The sequence below is a fragment of the Desulfovirgula thermocuniculi DSM 16036 genome, assembly GCF_000429345.1.
Lineage (GTDB): Bacteria > Bacillota > Desulfotomaculia > Desulfotomaculales > Desulfovirgulaceae > Desulfovirgula > Desulfovirgula thermocuniculi.
Window position 1 is genome coordinate 1 of the sequence record NZ_AUBR01000061.1, and the last position, 16,932, is coordinate 16,932.

The 16,932-nt window shown below is 54.0% G+C and carries 18 protein-coding genes and 1 pseudogene; 14 read left to right on the forward strand and 5 right to left on the reverse strand.

Going from position 1 to position 16,932, the window contains the following annotated elements:
- Positions 1–321 precede the first annotated feature (321 nt).
- The 14 genes and pseudogenes from G454_RS22905 to G454_RS22415 form a co-directional block, all read left to right on the forward strand.
- Positions 322–504, forward strand: a pseudogene (locus G454_RS22905) (tetratricopeptide repeat protein); the annotation flags it as partial.
- Between the two features lie 162 nt (positions 505–666).
- Positions 667–2,283, forward strand: coding sequence for an AfsR/SARP family transcriptional regulator (locus G454_RS19050; protein WP_169719361.1), 1,617 nt, complete (start codon positions 667–669; stop codon positions 2,281–2,283).
- Between the two features lie 48 nt (positions 2,284–2,331).
- Positions 2,332–2,583: a hypothetical protein gene (locus G454_RS21515; protein WP_211230091.1), complete on the forward strand. Its 252-nt coding sequence runs from the start codon at positions 2,332–2,334 to the stop codon at positions 2,581–2,583.
- A 3-nt stretch (positions 2,584–2,586) separates the two neighbouring features.
- Entirely contained in the window at positions 2,587–3,609 is a 1,023-nt protein-coding gene (locus tag G454_RS0112465) for a 3-oxoacyl-ACP synthase (protein ID WP_027718890.1), read from the forward strand.
- 36 nt (positions 3,610–3,645) lie between these two features.
- Positions 3,646–4,941, forward strand: a complete 1,296-nt coding sequence (locus tag G454_RS0112470) for an acetyl-CoA hydrolase/transferase family protein (protein ID WP_027718891.1) — start codon at positions 3,646–3,648, stop codon at positions 4,939–4,941.
- A gap of 48 nt (positions 4,942–4,989) precedes the next feature.
- Entirely contained in the window at positions 4,990–5,712 is a 723-nt protein-coding gene (locus G454_RS0112475) for an ABC transporter ATP-binding protein (RefSeq protein WP_245574403.1), read from the forward strand.
- The gene (locus G454_RS0112480) at positions 5,709–6,416 is read left to right on the forward strand and encodes an ABC transporter ATP-binding protein (RefSeq protein ID WP_027718893.1); all 708 of its coding nucleotides are present in this window, start codon (positions 5,709–5,711) and stop codon (positions 6,414–6,416) included. The genes G454_RS0112475 and G454_RS0112480 overlap by 4 nt, the downstream gene beginning before the upstream one ends.
- Before the next feature lie 30 nt (positions 6,417–6,446).
- Positions 6,447–7,310, forward strand: a complete 864-nt coding sequence (locus G454_RS0112485) for a branched-chain amino acid ABC transporter permease (protein ID WP_027718894.1) — start codon at positions 6,447–6,449, stop codon at positions 7,308–7,310.
- Positions 7,310–8,353 (forward strand): branched-chain amino acid ABC transporter permease, encoded by a 1,044-nt coding sequence (locus G454_RS19055; protein ID WP_051276376.1) that lies wholly within the window; start codon positions 7,310–7,312, stop codon positions 8,351–8,353. Before G454_RS0112485 ends, G454_RS19055 begins: the two co-directional genes overlap by 1 nt.
- Positions 8,350–8,787 carry a polysaccharide deacetylase family protein gene (locus G454_RS21520; protein WP_156896775.1) on the forward strand — a complete coding sequence of 146 codons (438 nt, stop codon included), beginning with the start codon at positions 8,350–8,352 and terminating at the stop codon, positions 8,785–8,787. Before G454_RS19055 ends, G454_RS21520 begins: the two co-directional genes overlap by 4 nt.
- Positions 8,788–8,834: 47 nt before the next feature.
- On the forward strand, positions 8,835–9,125 hold the full coding sequence (locus G454_RS0112495; RefSeq protein ID WP_027718895.1) for a polysaccharide deacetylase family protein: 291 nt from the start codon (positions 8,835–8,837) through the stop codon (positions 9,123–9,125).
- 635 nt (positions 9,126–9,760) lie between these two features.
- Positions 9,761–10,540, forward strand: a complete 780-nt coding sequence (locus G454_RS0112500; protein WP_169719362.1) for a transposase — start codon at positions 9,761–9,763, stop codon at positions 10,538–10,540.
- A 222-nt stretch (positions 10,541–10,762) separates the two neighbouring features.
- On the forward strand, positions 10,763–11,599 hold the full coding sequence (locus G454_RS0112505; protein ID WP_051276378.1) for an alpha/beta fold hydrolase: 837 nt from the start codon (positions 10,763–10,765) through the stop codon (positions 11,597–11,599).
- Positions 11,600–11,604: 5 nt separating this feature from the next.
- A complete protein-coding gene (locus tag G454_RS22415; RefSeq protein WP_245574402.1) occupies positions 11,605–12,024 on the forward strand; it encodes a transposase in 420 nt (139 codons plus the stop codon).
- A 935-nt stretch (positions 12,025–12,959) separates the two neighbouring features.
- Here the strand turns inward: G454_RS22415 and G454_RS0112520 are convergent.
- The 5 genes from G454_RS0112520 to G454_RS21005 form a co-directional block, all read right to left on the reverse strand.
- Complete coding sequence (locus G454_RS0112520; protein WP_035107778.1) at positions 12,960–14,549, reverse strand: MBL fold metallo-hydrolase; 1,590 nt, start codon at positions 14,547–14,549, stop codon at positions 12,960–12,962.
- A gap of 20 nt (positions 14,550–14,569) precedes the next feature.
- Positions 14,570–14,761, reverse strand: coding sequence for a hypothetical protein (locus G454_RS0112525; RefSeq protein ID WP_084413493.1), 192 nt, complete (start codon positions 14,759–14,761; stop codon positions 14,570–14,572).
- Between the two features lie 90 nt (positions 14,762–14,851).
- Positions 14,852–15,178 (reverse strand): hypothetical protein, encoded by a 327-nt coding sequence (locus tag G454_RS0112530; RefSeq protein ID WP_027718900.1) that lies wholly within the window; start codon positions 15,176–15,178, stop codon positions 14,852–14,854.
- A 792-nt stretch (positions 15,179–15,970) separates the two neighbouring features.
- Positions 15,971–16,540 (reverse strand): thermonuclease family protein, encoded by a 570-nt coding sequence (locus tag G454_RS22145; RefSeq protein WP_051276380.1) that lies wholly within the window; start codon positions 16,538–16,540, stop codon positions 15,971–15,973.
- 217 nt (positions 16,541–16,757) lie between these two features.
- Positions 16,758–16,931 (reverse strand): transposase, encoded by a 174-nt coding sequence (locus G454_RS21005; protein WP_425387448.1) that lies wholly within the window; start codon positions 16,929–16,931, stop codon positions 16,758–16,760.
- Between the last annotated feature and the right edge of the window lies 1 nt (position 16,932).

Below are 16,932 nucleotides of genomic sequence, written 5' to 3' on the forward strand. Positions count from 1 at the left end.
CGGTCAATGCCCCCTTTTTTCTGGAGCTCTTCCAAGCGCCCAAGGTTGGCGACCACTTTCTGGCGTACTTTACCGTTTTCCCGCACACCTTTGACGATTTGAATGTATGTTCTTTTTGAGCCGTCCCTGTTGGTGAAGGTTTTGGTTCTGATATACATAGCACAACCATATTAGCACACATTCGGCAATGATGCAAAACATATATTGGAATACGTGGCACAACAAAAATTAAATTTTTAGAGCTTAGCCCCTTGATTTTTCTGGGTTCCGGGCTTTTAATAGGGCTCTTAAAGGGCCTTTGGTGTCAAAGTTGGGTTAGGCGATGCAGAAAGGCTGGCTTCCAATTACCAGGCGGCCTGCTCGTACTACGACCAGGCCAGGAAAGAATACCTGGCCAGAGGTGACAGGGTCGGTTTGAGCAGGTCTTTAAAAGGCCTGGGGGAGGTGTACATAGATACCATCCAACCTGCCCTAGCGGAAGACTTCCTCCGCCAGGCATACAAAGCGCTGGAAGAAGAGCATACAGAGGAAAAAGCGGAGATACTAAATCTTCTGGCCGAGAATGCTCTCAATCAAGGTAAGCCCCGCCGTGCCGCTCGCTACCGCCAGCTGGCAGGGGAACTACTTCACCTGGCAAGCCGTGGCAACTTTGAAGCAAGAATGCTCTTGCGCACGGGAAGACTTCATGCAGCTATAAAGCTCCTGGAGGAGAAAAGGGAAAGTGAAGGGGACGGATACCGCCCGCCACTATCCTTTAGAGAAACTCCTCTTTTACTTTCTCTCCTGTACTCCCTTACTGGCGAAGCTGATAAAGCTGTGGCAGCAGCGGAAGAAGGAATACGTTTAGGGCAGAAACTCAAATCGCCCTTTGTGGAAGCAATTGGTTACGTACGCATGGGCCATGCTTTGATGGTGCAGGAAAAGCGCCCGAGCAAGCCCTGCCATGAAGCATACGAGCGCGCCCTGGTGCTCAACGACAATCTTGGTGTAGTACGCGGGCGTACGGAGGTACTTATGGGCAGGTGCCTGCTCTACGGTTATGAAGGAGACTGGCTTGCAGCAAGGCGTTGCGGCCTCGAAGGCGTGGAGGTTACGGAGAAGGTTAGGGACCGCTGGTTTGTAGCCGTGCTTTACCATAGCCTCGGTATTGCTGCTGCCTGTTGCCGGAAGTTCGAGGAGGCAAAAGTGTGGTTTGCGAGAGCGAGGGAACTTTTTTCTTGTTGCGGCGATAGCTTTGGAAAGGCAGTTTCCTCCTGGTGGTTGGCATACCTTTCCCTAAAAGAAGGCAAGCAAGATGACTTCTGCCGCAATGCTTCTGAAATGCTGGAACTCTGTGAAAACCTGGGATACGATTTCCTTCTGGATAAGGCGACGCTTTGGGGAACGCTGGACCCGCGCGCCTCTGTACTGATTCTCCGCGAGGCAAAGCGCCTTAACATATGTGCACAGTACGCAGAATGGCACCTGAAAAAGCTAGGAGACAGAGACGACCTACCTTCCGTTGGCTATACCCTGCGCATAAAAACTCTTGGCTGTTTCCGCGTTTGGCGTGGGGAGGAAGAAATCGGGTTTCAGGAGTGGAGGCGTGAGGCGGCTAGGAGGCTTTTCCAGCTACTCATTACCAAGAGAAAAACATTGTTACACAAGGAAGAAATTGCCTGTTTTCTGTGGCCCGATGCAGACCCGCAAACAGCTAGCCGGGACTTAAAAGTAGCCCTCAGCACCTTGCTATGCGTCCTAGAGCCTTCAAGGCAGCCACGCAGTCCTTCTTTTTTCATTCAACGGCAGGGAAACGCCTACTACTTTAATCTTGCTTCGGGCTACTGGCTTGATGCCGAAGAATTTGAAACCCTTGTGGTAAGGGCAGAAAAGATAGTTCAGGAAAAGCCCTTTGAGGCAGAATTACTCCTGAAAAGAGCTCTCGACCTCTACGAGGGCGATTACCTGCAGGGGGCAACGCAGGACGAGTGGTGTCTGGAAGAACGCGAGCGCCTTTTAGTCCTCTACATCCAGGCTGCCGAAATGTTGGCCAGGCTTCTGGCCGCACGCCATGAGTATCATGAATGTATTAACTGGGCGGATAAAATCCTGGAAAAAGATCCCTGCTGGGAAGAAGCATATCGCTTAAAAATGTATTGCTATGCAAAGATGGGCAACAAGCCCATGGTTATGAAAATTTTTAACAAATGCACAGAGGTACTCCGCAGGGAGCTAAACGTTTCTCCTTCTCCTAAAACGGTAAAGCTCTTTAAGAAAATTGTTAACCAACCGGTATCATTGTAACTGCAAAGCAACTTATGCCTGCTATCGTAATCGGTAGCAAGTTCTTTTTTGATTGTGGGGAGAGTGAGAGAGATGACGGGACAGCGGCTGGTGGCGTCGTTTGTACTCCGCGTCGTTCATGAATGCGGAAACGAACACATACCCTGGAGCATAACCCTCCAGCACGTGCAGACGGGCAAAATGTACAGACTAGCCGAGCCGGCACAGCTTGGAACTTTCTTGCAGGAGTTTTTGTCCTCATGTACAGAGCAGGATAATAGTGTAAAACCTTTGGGAGCTGTTAAGAGAGAGGGGGAATGAAAGTTGGCAAGCGTTACTGTAGGCATACGCAGCACGGGGGTATACCTTCCGGAGCGCTATATGACCAGCGCTGACATTGCTCGGGAAAGCGGCATACCCCAGGAGATAATAGAGAAAAAGCTGGGCTTTTACAGGAAGCCTGTGCCGGGGCCGGACGATCACACCATCGAAATGGGCATAAGAGCGGCGCGCGCTGCCCTAGCAAAGGGAGGGGTAGATCCGGATGAAATAGATCTGGTGATATATATAGGCGAGGAGTATAAGGAACACCTCCTGCAAACTGGGGCAATCAAGCTCCAGGGGGGGATAGGTGCCAAGCGCGCCTGGGCATTTGACGTCCAGCTACGCTGCGGTACTATGGTCATGGCCCTAAAGGTGGCCCGCGATCTCATGCTGGCGGATGATAAGCTTAACACGGTGCTTTTGGCCGGTGGCTACCGTAACGGCGATCTAATTGACTACCGTAATCCACGAGTGCGTTTCATGTACAACCTGGGAGCAGGCGGAGCAGCTGTTGTGCTCCAAAAGAATTGGAAAAGGAATACAGTTCTTGGAGGAAAGATAATTACCGACCCGCTTCTTGCCGATTGTGTAGGTGTGACTGCAGGGGGCACAAAGGTCCCCATGACCCGCGAGGCCCTGGAAAAGGGGCTGTACACCCTAGACGTTTTTGATCCGGAGGGCATGAAAGCGCGCTTAGATGAGGTCTCCATGCCCAATTTCTTGCGCGTTATTCGCGAGGCGGTGGAAGAAAGCGGGTACACCGTAAAGGATATTGGGTACCTGTGCATCCTTCACATGAAGCGCTCGGCCCACGAATACATCCTCTCCCAGCTTGGACTACCGCCTGAGAAAGCTATTTACCTGGAAGAGTATGGCCATATAGGCCAGATAGACCAGGTGCTTTCCCTAGAATTAGCCCTGGAGAGGGGCTTGGTGAAAGATGGAGACTTAGTGGTAATGACCAGCGCGGGTGTAGGGTATGCTTGGGCTGCCACGGTAATAAAATGGGGGCCGGAAAATTAAACCTGGTTGGAACTACAAGGAGGGCACTGAAAGCATATGGGTGTTAAGGAGGAGTACCGCCGTAAGCTCATAAGCATCCAGGAAGCAGTGGGTATGGTTACTTCCTATTGTAGCATTGGTGTAGCCATGGCCGCCGCCGCTCCGCCGGGCTTGCTAGGTGCATTGGCTTCTCGGCGGGACGAAGTGGAAAATGTGCGTGTGTTTGGTGCCCTGTTGCTTAAGGAGTACGATTTTTTCCTAGACCCCAGCATGAAAGGGCATTTCCTCCTGGAGAGCTGGTTTTACGGTGCGGGAGAGCGCAAGGCGCATGACCTAGGTACTGTTTCGCTTATTCCTTCCCACGGGCGCGATTGGGGTCCGCGTAAGGCCCTTTTTGACCCCCCCGACTTTTTCTGGGGGACGGCCTGTCCTATGGACAGGCATGGCTATTTCTCCCTCTCATTGAGTGTGGGCTACGAAAAAGACCTGATATCTGTAGCCAAGACAGTCATCCTGGAAATCAACCCGAACCTGCCGCGAACTTACGGTGATACTCACGTCCACATTTCGGAGGTGGATTACATAGTCGAGCATGAGGCTCCCCTGGTGGAGGTACAGCCCATTGAGCCTTCCGAGGAAGAAAAAGCCATTGGGCAGTATGTGGCCGAGCTTATTGAGGACGGCTCTACCATCCAGCTGGGTATAGGCGGCATACCCAATGCCATAGCCAAGTTTCTCATGAACAAAAAGGACTTGGGCGTGCACACGGAAATGTTTACCGACGGCATGGTGGACCTGGCCGAGGCAGGAGTTGTAACAGGGAGGAAAAAAACCATATGGCGCGGAAAAATGGTTGGTAACTTTGCCTTGGGCACAAAAAAGCTCTACAACTTTGTAAACGAGAACCTGGCAGTGGAATTTCAGCCTGGGCGGGTAACCAACGACCCGCGGGTTATTGCTAAAAATTATAAAATGGTAAGCGTAAATACCGCCCTTCAAATAGATCTTACGGGACAAGTCGTTTCCGAAAGCATAGGCCATATACAGTACAGTGGCACGGGGGGGCAGAATGATACGGCCATTGGAGCACAGATGTCTCCTGGCGGCAAGTCGATTATCGCCCTCCGTTCCACCGCTAAAAACGGTACTATTTCCACCATAGTGCCTGTACTACCGCCGGGTGCCAAGGTAACCCTATTGCGCGCCGACGTTGATTATGTGGTCACGGAGTACGGTGTCGCTCACCTTAAAGCAAGGAGCATCAGGGAGAGGGTAAGGCAGCTAATAAGCATTGCTCACCCGGACTTCCGGGAAGAGCTACGTCGGGAAGCCGAGAGGTTAAAGCTATGGTAAAAGGGGCTGGTTTGCATGAGGCCAATATTATGGACCGAAAAACTCTCCATGGCCTTTGGCGGCCACCAGGTTCTGAGCAATGTATCAATAGAGATAAGGCCCTTTACGTTTTTATCCATTATCGGGCCCAATGGTGCTGGAAAAACTACTTTTTTAAACCTTTTGGGGGGCCAGTTGAAACCTACCGGTGGAAGAATTTTCTTTAAAGGCAATGACATTACCTGGTTGCCCGTCCATGCCCGGGCCCGCTTGGGGCTGGGCAGGTGCTTTCAAATAACCAACGTCTTTCCCAAATTAAGTGTTCTGGAAAACGTTCGCCTGGCCGCTCAGGCCAAGGCAGGGGTTAATTTTCACCCCTTTACACCTGCGTCTCGTTTCAGGAAACTGGAGGAAAAGGCTTGGCAGGCATTGTCGGAGGTAGGGCTGACAGAAAAGGCAGGGAGTCTGGCGGCAACCTTGACCCACGGCGAAAAGCGCAAACTTGAGCTAGCAATCGTGCTGGCCATGGAATCTGAGGTCCTGCTTTTAGATGAACCGACCGCCGGCATCTCCCTAGAGGAACTACCGGCCATGCTGGAACTCTTGCGCCGTCTAAAAGAGAAGTGTGACCGCACCATCTTGCTGGTGGAACACAAGATGGATGTAGTTCTTTCTCTCTCCGACGAGATTTTAGTTCTTTATAACGGGTGTTTCCTTGCCCGCGGAAACCCGCAGGAAATTGTGGGTGATCGCCGGGTCCAGGAGGCTTACCTGGGAGGGGGAATGGCATGATTCTGGAAGTGGAAGACCTCCACACCTATATTGGAGAATTTCACATTTTACAGGGAGTTTCGCTGAAAGTACCTTCTGGAAGCGTAACAGTCATTTTGGGGCGAAACGGGGCGGGAAAAACTACAACCTTGCGCTCCATCATGGGTCTTATACCCCACCGCAAAGGAAAGATAACCTTTGAGGGACGCTCCATAGAACGCTTGCCAGCGCACCGTGTCGCTCAGCTCGGTGTGGGTTACGTCCCGGAAGATCAGGGAATCTTTACTTGTCTCACGGTAGAGGAAAACCTGCGCTTGGCCATGAGAAACGGTACTTCCGGAAAACTCCTGGAAAAAGTGCTGGATCTTTTTCCTGATCTTAGGGTTGCTCTGCGCAAAAAGGCGGGGAACCTGAGCGGCGGCCAGCGCCAGATGCTGGCTCTTGGAAGGGCGCTCGTTACGGGCAGCCGCCTGCTACTAGTAGATGAACCCAGCAAAGGGCTTGCTCCCGTGATGGTGGAAAGAGTAGCAGGGGCTATTTCTCAAATTAAAAAGGAAATTACCATTGTTCTTGTGGAACAAAACTTCCGTCTAGCCAAGGCTGTGGGAGACTATTACAGCATTATAGACGATGGGCGCACCGTGGTTTCGGGGAAAATGGGTGAGCTTGTGGAAAACCACGAGCTCCTGGAACGTTATCTTGGGGTAAAGCAAGCCGCACGGTAAACACTTTACTTTTTGCTGGAGGGTTTATCTATGGACGCATATATTAACTTATTAACCAATGGTATTGCAACAGGCATGGCCATTTTCCTCTTAGCCGTAGGGTTATCTATTATTTTTGGTCTAATGAGTGTGCTAAACTTTGCCCATGGTGCCTTCTTTATGTGGGGTGCGTATGTTGGGGCCTGGATTTTTGGGCTCACCAAAAGCTTCACTCTGGCCCTGACAAGTGCTGTTTTGGTTGGGGCGATCATCGGGTTGGTAGTGGAACGCAGCACCATTAGCAGGGTATACGGTAACCACGTTTCTCAAATGCTCCTCACCATGGGCTTAATGCTGGTCTTGGGAGAAATGGTTAAAGTTTTCTGGGGGCCTAACATACTAACGAGCCCGCTCCCTGCTTATCTTGCGGGAAGTTGGGACTTGAACGGCGTGATTATCATTAAGTACCGCCTTTTCACCATCATAGTTGGAGCCGCCACGGCATTAGCGGTATACCTAATCCTAAAGCGCACCCGCCTGGGTATTATCGTGCGCGCCGGAGTGGAAAACCCGGAGATGGTGCAAGCCTTAGGTATAGACATAAGAAAAGTGTTTAGCCTGGTTTTCGCGTTCGGTGCAGCCCTGGCCGCGTTGGGAGGAGCAATCATGGGACCGCTGGGTGGCTCCATTAGCCCCACCATGGGCCTCGAAAATCAGTTGCTGGCGTTCATCGTAGTAGTAATTGGTGGCCTAGGAAGCTTTATCGGCTCTTTAATTGGAGCTATTCTGGTGGGGATCACAGGGGCACTGGTATCCTGGTTTTTACCTGAAGCCGCGCTGGCTGTGAACATACTTCTCATGGCTGTGGTTCTTTTGCTAAGGCCTACGGGATTGTTTGGAGGGAGTGGCCTGTAATGAAAATGAAAAAGAAGCTTACAGTTGTGCTTTTAGCAGTGCTTTTGTTCCTGGTGGCATTTATACCTTTTCTTACAGATTCCCGTGCTACTTTAAACCTCATGACGCATATTTTCCTCTGGGCCATCTTTGCCATGAGCTACGATATATTACTGGGGTACACGGGAATTGTCAGCTTTGGCCATGCCCTTTTTTTTGGCAGCGGGGCGTATATAGTCGGCCTTTTGCTCAAGTATGTCGGAGCAAGCTGGACAAACACAATTCTGGGAATACTGGCCTCCCTGATATTCGGACTTTTGGTGGCCCTCCTCTTAGGCTCGCTCTCTCTCAGGATCCGCGATGCATACTTTGCCATGATCACCCTTGCTTTTGCCGAGCTGTTTCTTGTGGCGGCGCTTAAGTTGCGGTGGATCACCGGAGGCGAGGATGGCTTCAGCTTTCGCGTACCGGAGCTGCTGAGCAACCGCGTGGTATTCTATTACCTATCCCTGGGAGCATTAATTCTAACCACCTTCTTGTTGTACCGGTTCACTTGCTCCCCGGCAGGCAGGGTTCTGCAGGCCATCCGGGAAAACGAGCAGCGAGCCGAGGCCTTGGGGTATGACGTATTCCGCTACAAGCTTCTTTCTACCGCAGTGGCAGGTGTTACGGCTAGCCTGGCCGGTTCCCTTTTTGGGCTACAGATGCGCTTTGTCAGCGCTTCTGTACTTTCTCTGGAAAAAACTATAGACGCTCTTTTAATGACAATCATCGGCGGCAGTGGTACCCTTTATGGCGCCATAATTGGTTCCGCCCTAGTAAATCTTGTGCAGGACTGGTTTACGGGGCTGGCACGGGTATATCCGCTTTTTGAGCGGTGGCCACTCCTTTTTGGGTTCGTGTATATCATTATTGTTCTTTTCTTCCCCGGCGGGCTGGTAAGGGCTTTTTCCGGTATGACCGAGACAATACTGTTCAAGTGGCAGGCAAGGAGGAACCCGGCCGACAACTATACACCCGGAAAGCAGGACGATGCTGTTAGGGTTTGCCTAAAGCGAAGGTGAATTGCTATGAAAACGCAGGAAAGGTTAGGCTATCAGTAATTTTTTTAATCTTACCTGCACTCCTAATGCTGGCGGGGTGTGCGTTAACAATATCCGGAGCAAAAGGGGAAAAAGGGTTTTCTTCCGTACCCGTAACGGCTCAAAATGCCTTTAGGAAAGAAGCAGCGGTGTTACTGTTTCACGAAGTTGACCCGAAATCAGCGGGCAGCCCGGCTGTAATCACTCCCGAGGAGTTGGCAAAGCTTTTGGACTCTTTACAGCCAGCGGGGTTCCGCGTAGTTGCGCCTGCCGACTTTTTAGCCTACCTTGAAGGAAAAAAGGATCTTCCTCCTGGAGCTGTGGTTCTAAGCTTTGATGACGGCTATGAGGGGGTCTATAAGTATGCCTTTTCCGTTTTGCGCAAACGTGATTTGGCGGCCTTGTGTTCCCGATAGCGAAGTGGTACTCCAACCATCCCCGGCCGGAGCGGGCCAGGCCGCATTTGACTGCCAAGGAAACGCGCGAGTTGATTGAAAAAGGCTGGATTTTTGGCGGCCATACCTATGATAGCCACCGCTGGACGGAAAGCGGTTCCTGGATTGCCTGCCCTCTGCCAGGAGAGAGTCTAGATGAATATCGTGCGCGTGTGTGGGCGGATATCCAGCTTATGAAGCTGGAACTGGGGAAGCTGGGCATTGAAGTTACCGAGTTTGCTCCTCCGTACGGGGACTCAACGCCAAAGCTGGAAGCGCTGTTGCGCGAGGCAGGTATACGGCATTTTTGGATTCAATAAGGATCGCTTGAACTTACCAGGAGAGGTTCACGTGGCGCGCGTAGAGGTCTTTCCTGGGGAAGACCTCATGACGCGGCTCGGCGCCATATTTTCCCTGGAACGAAGTACCAAGCCCAGCGAAGGTAAGGTTCGAACGACAAAAAGTAACTTGTGGCCCTTCATCTTGAGAGCATTTAACAGGAAGGCGCCGGGAAGCGGTGCCGTCCCGAGAAAAGTGGAAAATGAAGGTGGCGGCCCTTCAAAGGCTATCACAAGGGTTGCTGATGAAAACAGCTTAAAAAATCGCGAAAAAAGGTGCTACCGAAATTCCATGAGGTTCAGGACTTGTCAAGTAGGACATGGCGCCCGCGCCACCACCGGGGCATGAAAATTGTGCTATACTTACCTCGGACCGTCCCCAAAAAGCTCGTCGAACCTTGGTACGAGAAAGTCCGGTCACAAGTATGGAGTTGGCCACTGCGCCAGGAACCACCGAGTGTTGCCCCGCTTTGCGGGAGCACGGTGGGCAGACTCTTTGTATCTTAGCGGTGGCCTGGCGGCGGCACATCAAACTTTATTCAGAAAGGCGGGGCAGCCATGCAGGTTGTTTATGAGCGTTGCTGCGGTTTGGATGTCCACAAAACCAAAATAGTGACTTGCCTTATCACTCCGGGCAAAGGGGGAAGTCCAAGAAAGAAACGCGTACCTTTGGCACCACCACCCACGAACTGCACCTTTTAAGTGACTGGTTAAGCGCAGCCGGCTGTACCCATGTGGCTATTACCAACGTATCCGTGACCCCAGGCAACGCGCACGACGCCGAGCCGGTGGTGGAGCTGGTCAAGGAAAGCAAGGAGCAAAACGACCTGCAACCCTCAAAAGTGCTGGGCGACGGCGCCCACGGTACCGGGCCCAACCGGCGCGCTTTGGCCGAGGAAGGGGTGGAGCTGGTGGCCCCGCCGCTGCCCCAGGCCCTGGCGCCGGAGCTGCGGGAAGGAAAGTTCGTCTTCGACCCGGAGACCGAAACCCTCACCTGCCCAGCCGGGGTGGTGTGTAGCCAGCGCGCCTACCTTCTCGAGAGCGAAAGCTTGCTCTATCGCTTCCCGGCGGCTGCCTGCCGCGCCTGCGAACTTAACGCCTCATGCGCCAGAGGCCGGGGTGGCCGTACCCTGACGGTGAGTTGCTACTATCGGGAGCACATGGCGGCCTACCTTTACAGCCAGACGCCCGAGTACGAGCAGGACGTGCGCACCCGCGCCCTGATCGAGCCCAAGAACGGCGAGCTGGTCCGCTGGCACGGGCTGCGCCGCGCCCGCTACTGGGGTCTCGTGAAGACCACCCTTCAGGCCGTTTTCACCGCCCTGGCGGTGAACTTCAAGCGGTGGGTCCACCTGGCAACTGCTCCCAACAAGGCGGCCAAAATTGCCGTAGCATAGTCACAGGGTGTTTCCTGTCCATTTTCAGGACGTAGCAACCTAACAGTTGGAAATCAAGGAACTAACCTGCCACAAGCTACAACTCTGCTGCAAATTTTGAGGACACTACGGCACCAACAGTTGTCGTCAACTGCCTCGGCTAGCGGGGGTGCGTGAACCACTGGGTTTCGCGATGGTCTCTTGCAAGAGCCTTTAAAAGTATAGGGACGGAGGGGAAGTTCAATGAAGATGCGGGACTTAAAGGTCAACGTAAACGGAAAGGAACTGCATTTGATCGATTGGAAGGGAAGCGGCGCTCCAATCATCTGCGTTCACGGGTTAACGGCCAACGGGCGCTGCTGGGATGCGCTGGCCGAAAGATTAGCGCCGGAATACAGGGTAATCGCTTACGATTTGCCCGGGCGGGGCGACAGCGCCAAACCTGCTGCGGGGTACGGTATTCCCGCCCATGCCGAAGACATTTTAGCGATGATAAAACAACTTGGTCTCAATCGAGTTAACTTGGTCGGGCACTCTTTGGGGGCTGCCATCGGGTGCTACTTTGCCGCCCGGTACCCTGAAAGGCTGGAAAAACTGGTGCTGATTGACGGGGGCATGGACCCCGACCCCAGGCTCAGAGAGGTCCTCAAACCCTCACTGGACAGGATCGGCCAGGTGTTTGCTACCTTTCAAGCTTATTTAGACTATCACAGGTCACTTCCTTTCTTCGCGGAGTGGTCCCCTTATTGGGAACAATATTTTTACTACGACGTAGTCCACCACCCCGATGGTAGCGTCAGCTCGAAAGTGAGCAAAGACGCCGTGAGCCAGGACATTGAGTCATTTAACACCGTTTCCATAAACGACCTCCACCGGGAAATTAAAACGCCTACCCTTGTCCTTTGGGCGCCGCAAGGTCTGGTGGTCCCTGGCGTTTTCGTTTTGACCCGGGAAAAAGGTGAAGAAATTGCCCGAATTATACCTGGAAGCCGTTTCTCTGTGATAGAAAATTCCAATCACTATACCATTATCATGAAAGAGCAAGTTGTCCATGAGATAAAGGAGTTTCTTGCAAATTAATTAATGTGAAGCCCCAACGCGGTCGCAACAGCGCGTACGGCATAGCCTACCACATGGTCTGGTGCGTCAACTACCGCAAGCCGCTGCTCACCAGAAGAGTGGCCGAACACCTCAAAGGCCTTTTGTACCAGGTGGCCAGGGACAACGGCTTCACCATCGAAACGATGGAGCCGTTAAGGCCAGGCTCGGCAAGCTCTCTTTGCCGGACAATCCGGAAGCGATTCTTCTCGAACAGCTTGCTTGCCGCCAACGCCATTGAGCCGTTACCCGTTTCGATGCGCCACGCCCTGCACCTTTACGCTCTCCCGGATTTCCACCGGGGCCCTTTTGACCGCCTTCTGATTGCCCAGGCTCAGTTAGAAAATCTGCCCATTCTAACTGCAGATCTCCAAATTGCGGGCTATCCGGTAGAGGTTATCTGGTAATAATGGAGACAAAAGGGCGCAGGCCAGGAACGGCAAGGGTTTGAGGGTTTTCCGGCTACATACCGGGCGTCCGAAACAATCCATGTGATACAAGTAAAATCAAGCCTTTCAAGTTGGCTTGGGTTGCAACTGGGTTGCAATTTTTGCGAACATGCTAAACCCATTACAAAGCCAGCCTGCGGGAAAGCGAAGTGAGGGGCCAGGCCCACCGGGAAGGAAAAGACCCGGCGGGTTTTTCGTTTTTGTGGGACAAAAAAGCCTTGCGGGGGACTCCCGCTGAGAGTCCCCCGCAGAGCCGGAAAGAGAAAGATGAGATCGCATGGCCTCTTGTCTGGCTTAATTTTACTGCGCCTGAACGCCCCCTACCAAAGGGCGAATTCCGTCGGAGGAGGGCGAAAAACGCGAACTGACTGAGGGAAGAGAGTTCTTTCCCAAGCCCGCCGAGCAGTGCCCTTCTTGATCTTTTTCACTGGGGGTGAGTGGCGCAGCCACTTTTATTCTACCCCGCTCGCAAGCACGCTGCCAAGGGGCGGGTTCTGTCGAAAAAAGACGGGCCGGGAACAAAAAAGGCCCCGCAGGTGGGTGATTCCCGCGGGGAGAACACAGGTGGCTGATAGCTTGCTTTTAGGGAGAGAAAGACCTGCTTGCTAGGTAAGGGGGAGGGGAATTGCCGAAAAAAGAATGCAGGTATACCCCAGGGCCCGCAATGGCCATGCTTAAGGTACCCCTGGACAGCATATGCTCCCGAGCACCCCCGCGGGCCGGGAGAAGGAGGAGAGAAACTCCGCCTTCCCGGCCCGCGGGAGCAGCGCCCTTTCCCGGAAAGCAGTTGGAGGAAGCGACAGGCCATTCTTTTATCAGAATTTTAGCGCAAGTGCAACAGAAAAGCAATACCGCAAAGTAGGGCGCATTTTCTGCTTACTTGAACACGGCTTCTAACCCAGCGCCAGCGGTTTCCCTTTTTCGGGGAACACGACCCTGCACCTTCCTTCAAACCGCCTGAAAAACTCCCGGTTTTCGGTGTGTACGGGGATCAGGATCTTTGGCCTCACCGTCTCCACCAGCTCCTCTATCCCCGGCCCGTGGACGTGGCCGCTGGCGTGGAAGCCGGATTTTTCCCTGTCGCGGCCCAGGGTACCGTAGAGCCTGAAGCCGAAGTAGTCTATCCAGTTGCGCACCCGCTGGTGGTCGATGAGCATTTCCTCGTTAAACGCCTCGCTTGAGGAGTAAATGCACGTTCCGCCCCTGGGCTCCATGTCCAGGAGGGCGTGGAAGTCGTAGTAGGAGAAGCACAGGATGTAGGAGCCGGGGTCGGCTTTAACCTTCGCCGCATCGACCACCCTTTCGGGCGCGCACTCGCTGAACCTCGCCAACAGGGCTTTCTCCCACTTCTTCCGTTCAGCCTTGGGTTGCACGTAAAGAACCACTCTTTCGTCGGTGTACGGGTTGGGCACGCCAGGCATGCCCGCCGCTTTGAGAGCCTCCAGGAGGTAGACGTCCTTTGCGGTGAGCGCGAGCCGGCGCCCGGTTTCGCCTGCTATCTCCAGGAACGACAGCAGCCGCTCCACGTTCCTGGGACCGAAGTCGGCCACCACCAGGCCGCTTTCTCTTTTCACCGCCTCGAAGCAGTTGGCGGCCACCTCTTCCTCGGTCACGGGCCTCTCCACTTCCGGATGAGTGCCTTCGCAGATGAGAGCCACAGGCCTGAGCTTCGCCGCCTCGCTGATGAACTGCCTAGTCAGATGTGCGTGCTTTCCGTGAAGCCTGAGGTCGCCGGTGTAGACGACCCAGCCTGCGGATGTCTTGACGGCGAATGCTCCCGCGCCGGGCACGGAGTGGTCCACCGGCCAGAAGCGCACTCGCAGGCCGGCAACCTCGGCCTTGTCTCCGCAGGCCTTCAGGGGCGTGCAGCAGAGTTCACGGGAGGCATCGCACTGCTCCCAGAAGGACGCCGCGTCAGGGCTCACCGCGGTGCACCCGAAAACCCGGAAAGGGCGCTGTACGGCTGGGGCGGGGTTGCTTTTGGTGACCCGCACCGTCTGGATGAGGCCATCTTTGAGTTCCCGGGGCACGGCGTAACAGAGGTCTTGCAGCCTGTTGCCCCCTCCGGTGTCCTGCAAAACCTTGCAGATGAAGGCGCTGGCAAGGCTGGTAAACACCGGGATATCTTCCCGGAGGTAGGGCAGGTAGCCGCAGTGGTCGTAGTGGGCGTGGGAAAGTAATACCCCCTGCACTTCTACCTTCCGGAACAGCGGGCGGGCGGAGCACCTCTGCCACACCCCCGGGTACTCCAGGTCGGCCCGGTAGAGACCCTGCAGGGGCGGCAGCAAGTCCAGCGCCAGGAGGTCCGCAAAGCCGAAGGTGTTCCTCGGCTGGAAGAAATCATCGAAGTACATGCCCTCGGCCCCGAAGTTGGTGCCGAAGTCGAGGAGGAGGGCCGCACCGCCGTCCTCCAGGAGCACCTTGTTGCCGCCAATGCAGCCAACACCGTCGTAAAAGGTCAGGCACGGACCCAGGCTGGACATACCGCATCCCACCAATCCCGTTAGCTTTCTCTGCTTTCGAGTCTCCTGATCCTCTCCCTGACCCTCTCCAGCTCTTCCTCCAGGCGGCGCTGGTACTTCCGCAGCATGTCAAGCTCTTCCTCCACGCTCAAGGTTCCCCACCAGCCGAAGGGAAACCCGAAGGAAAAACCGAAGCCGAACGGACCGAAACAGCCGAACCACCAGCGCCTCATGAACTCCACCTGCCGGGAAAGCACTGAGCTTCCCCACGGCTAAGGCCGGGGATTCTAAGAGGAACCACTGCAACCTGTCCCAGGTTCTCGTCAACTCCTGATTTCGTTAAGTGGGGGAATCATGCCTGTTTCGAGTTCGTATTGTGCAATCAACACTTTTTCAAAAATTTCAGCGTCTTCCTTGCTATCGAACACAATAACTCTAAACTTCTTTGTTAACGGCATAAATCGTGCCGTATCACTCAGATGCGTTTCTAAGCGGTTTATTAGTTGACCATGACCGTAGCGTAGGATCTTATCTCGTGTGCCAAGGAGAACATAGCAACCGACTGCTTCTTTATTGATATGTTGTTTCATTCTCTCGAGCCCAGCCTTGCTGAATTCTTCTTCGAGTTCCCACTTTGTTTCCTCCAGCAATAGCGCGAGATCCCACGGGGTAGTACGAAGGAAGATCGGACGCAAGTTACGTTTTGGGAGGACAGATATGGCACTTAGGTAATTTCGGCACCACGCGACGCAATGAATCTTCCCACCCGTTTTTGTTCGGTTATTCAAGTGGGTCAACCGGAAACAGTCAGTTCCTTTAGTAGTTTTTCTTAGGAGTACGCAAAATACCTTCTGAATGAAACCAATCTCTATTTCATCACCTATTTTCCACTTCGTTTGCTCAATGACAGGTCGAGAAAGGCTTATTCCCGTCTTAGATACCGAGCAGGCTCTCTTTCGAGGATCTCCGGCTCGAACGATTAACGGAGACACGATGGGTAGCAAACCTCCTTTCGTCAAACCTCTTGCACCAGTTCCAAGTACTTACTCGCTAGCCTGATCTCTTGCGGGGGAACGTTCTGCAATCTACCGATCCGAGCCGCTACCGAGCGCACATCTCCTTCCGCTTTAAGTGCAATCCGCTCCGTCCAAAGGTAACCGCAACCGCTTTTCCATGCCCCCACCCCTAAAGGTTGCACACCTTACACGGCTTGTACCCTGCTTCCAGGACCTCCTCTCTGCTCCCAAACTCCACCCGGTTCTACGGGCTTATCTCCTGCGCCCACCCGCAGTCCGGATGGCGGAGGATCTTCGACCGGGTGCTGCCAATTTACCTGGTCCCTCCACCCTTGCCGGTCGAGGGCGCGGCCGGCGCCAGGCTCCACAGGCCCGCACCCCTCTCCCTTGCCTCCCGCTGGAACTTGACGAAGAGGTCCGCGTAATTCACGTTGGGGGCACGGTCATGACCTGGGCGTAGCCTTCCAGCAGGAGCCGGGCGTTGTACATATTGGCCCGGTCCTCCTCCTCGGAGCCGGTAGAGGGCGGCTCCAGCCAGATGTAGGCCAGCAGGCGGCCGTACTTGTCCCTCTCCTGGACGTCGAACTCCAGCCAGACTTGCCTGCCGGAGAGCTGCCTTTCGGTGTACGCCTTGGCCTCCCGGCCGTAGGGCTCTTCCTTTATGCCCAGGTCGGGGTGGCTTATCTCCGGGCAATTGACGCCGATCATCCGCACCCGCTCGTCCCGGCCGTTAAGGTTCACGTGGACGGTGTCGCCGTCGGCGACTGAGGTGACGGTGGCCTGGATTGTGCGGATCCCGGCCTGGGTTGGTGTGCCCGGTGGCTGCTGTGTCTGGGCGGGAACCTGAGAAGCGAGCTGCCCTTGGGCCGCATTCCCTTTGTCCTGTGCGGCCTGAGGCGGCGTTTCCGACGCGCAGCCCGAGACCAACACCAGGGCAAAGGCCAACAGGGCGGCGGCTAAGCTGGTGAACGTTAACCGGGTTATGTTGCTCCGCAAGTTTACTCACTCCTTTTTTGCATCAGGTAAGCTTGTAGTAGTGTAGAGACCGTCGCAAAACTGAGGGAAAACAGCAAGTTATAACACTTTAACCAAGTATAATTAACAATATATGGCAATCAGGCTTTTATGGAAGAGCTTACCACAGCAAATCGCCACCTTTAGTACCAATATAAAGTAACCAAGTCCTTGAAAAAGGCAGAGAAACTCCTTATTCCTAGGCTGCCGCGGTTTTGACTGCCCGCTTGGCAGCAATTGCCAGGTACACCCATCGCTTGAAGTTTACCGCCAGGGCAGTGAAAATGGCCTGAAGCCTAGTCTTTACCAGCCCCCAGTAGCGGGCGCGTCGTAACCCGTGCCAGCGAGCCAGCTCACCGTTTTTGGGCTCAATT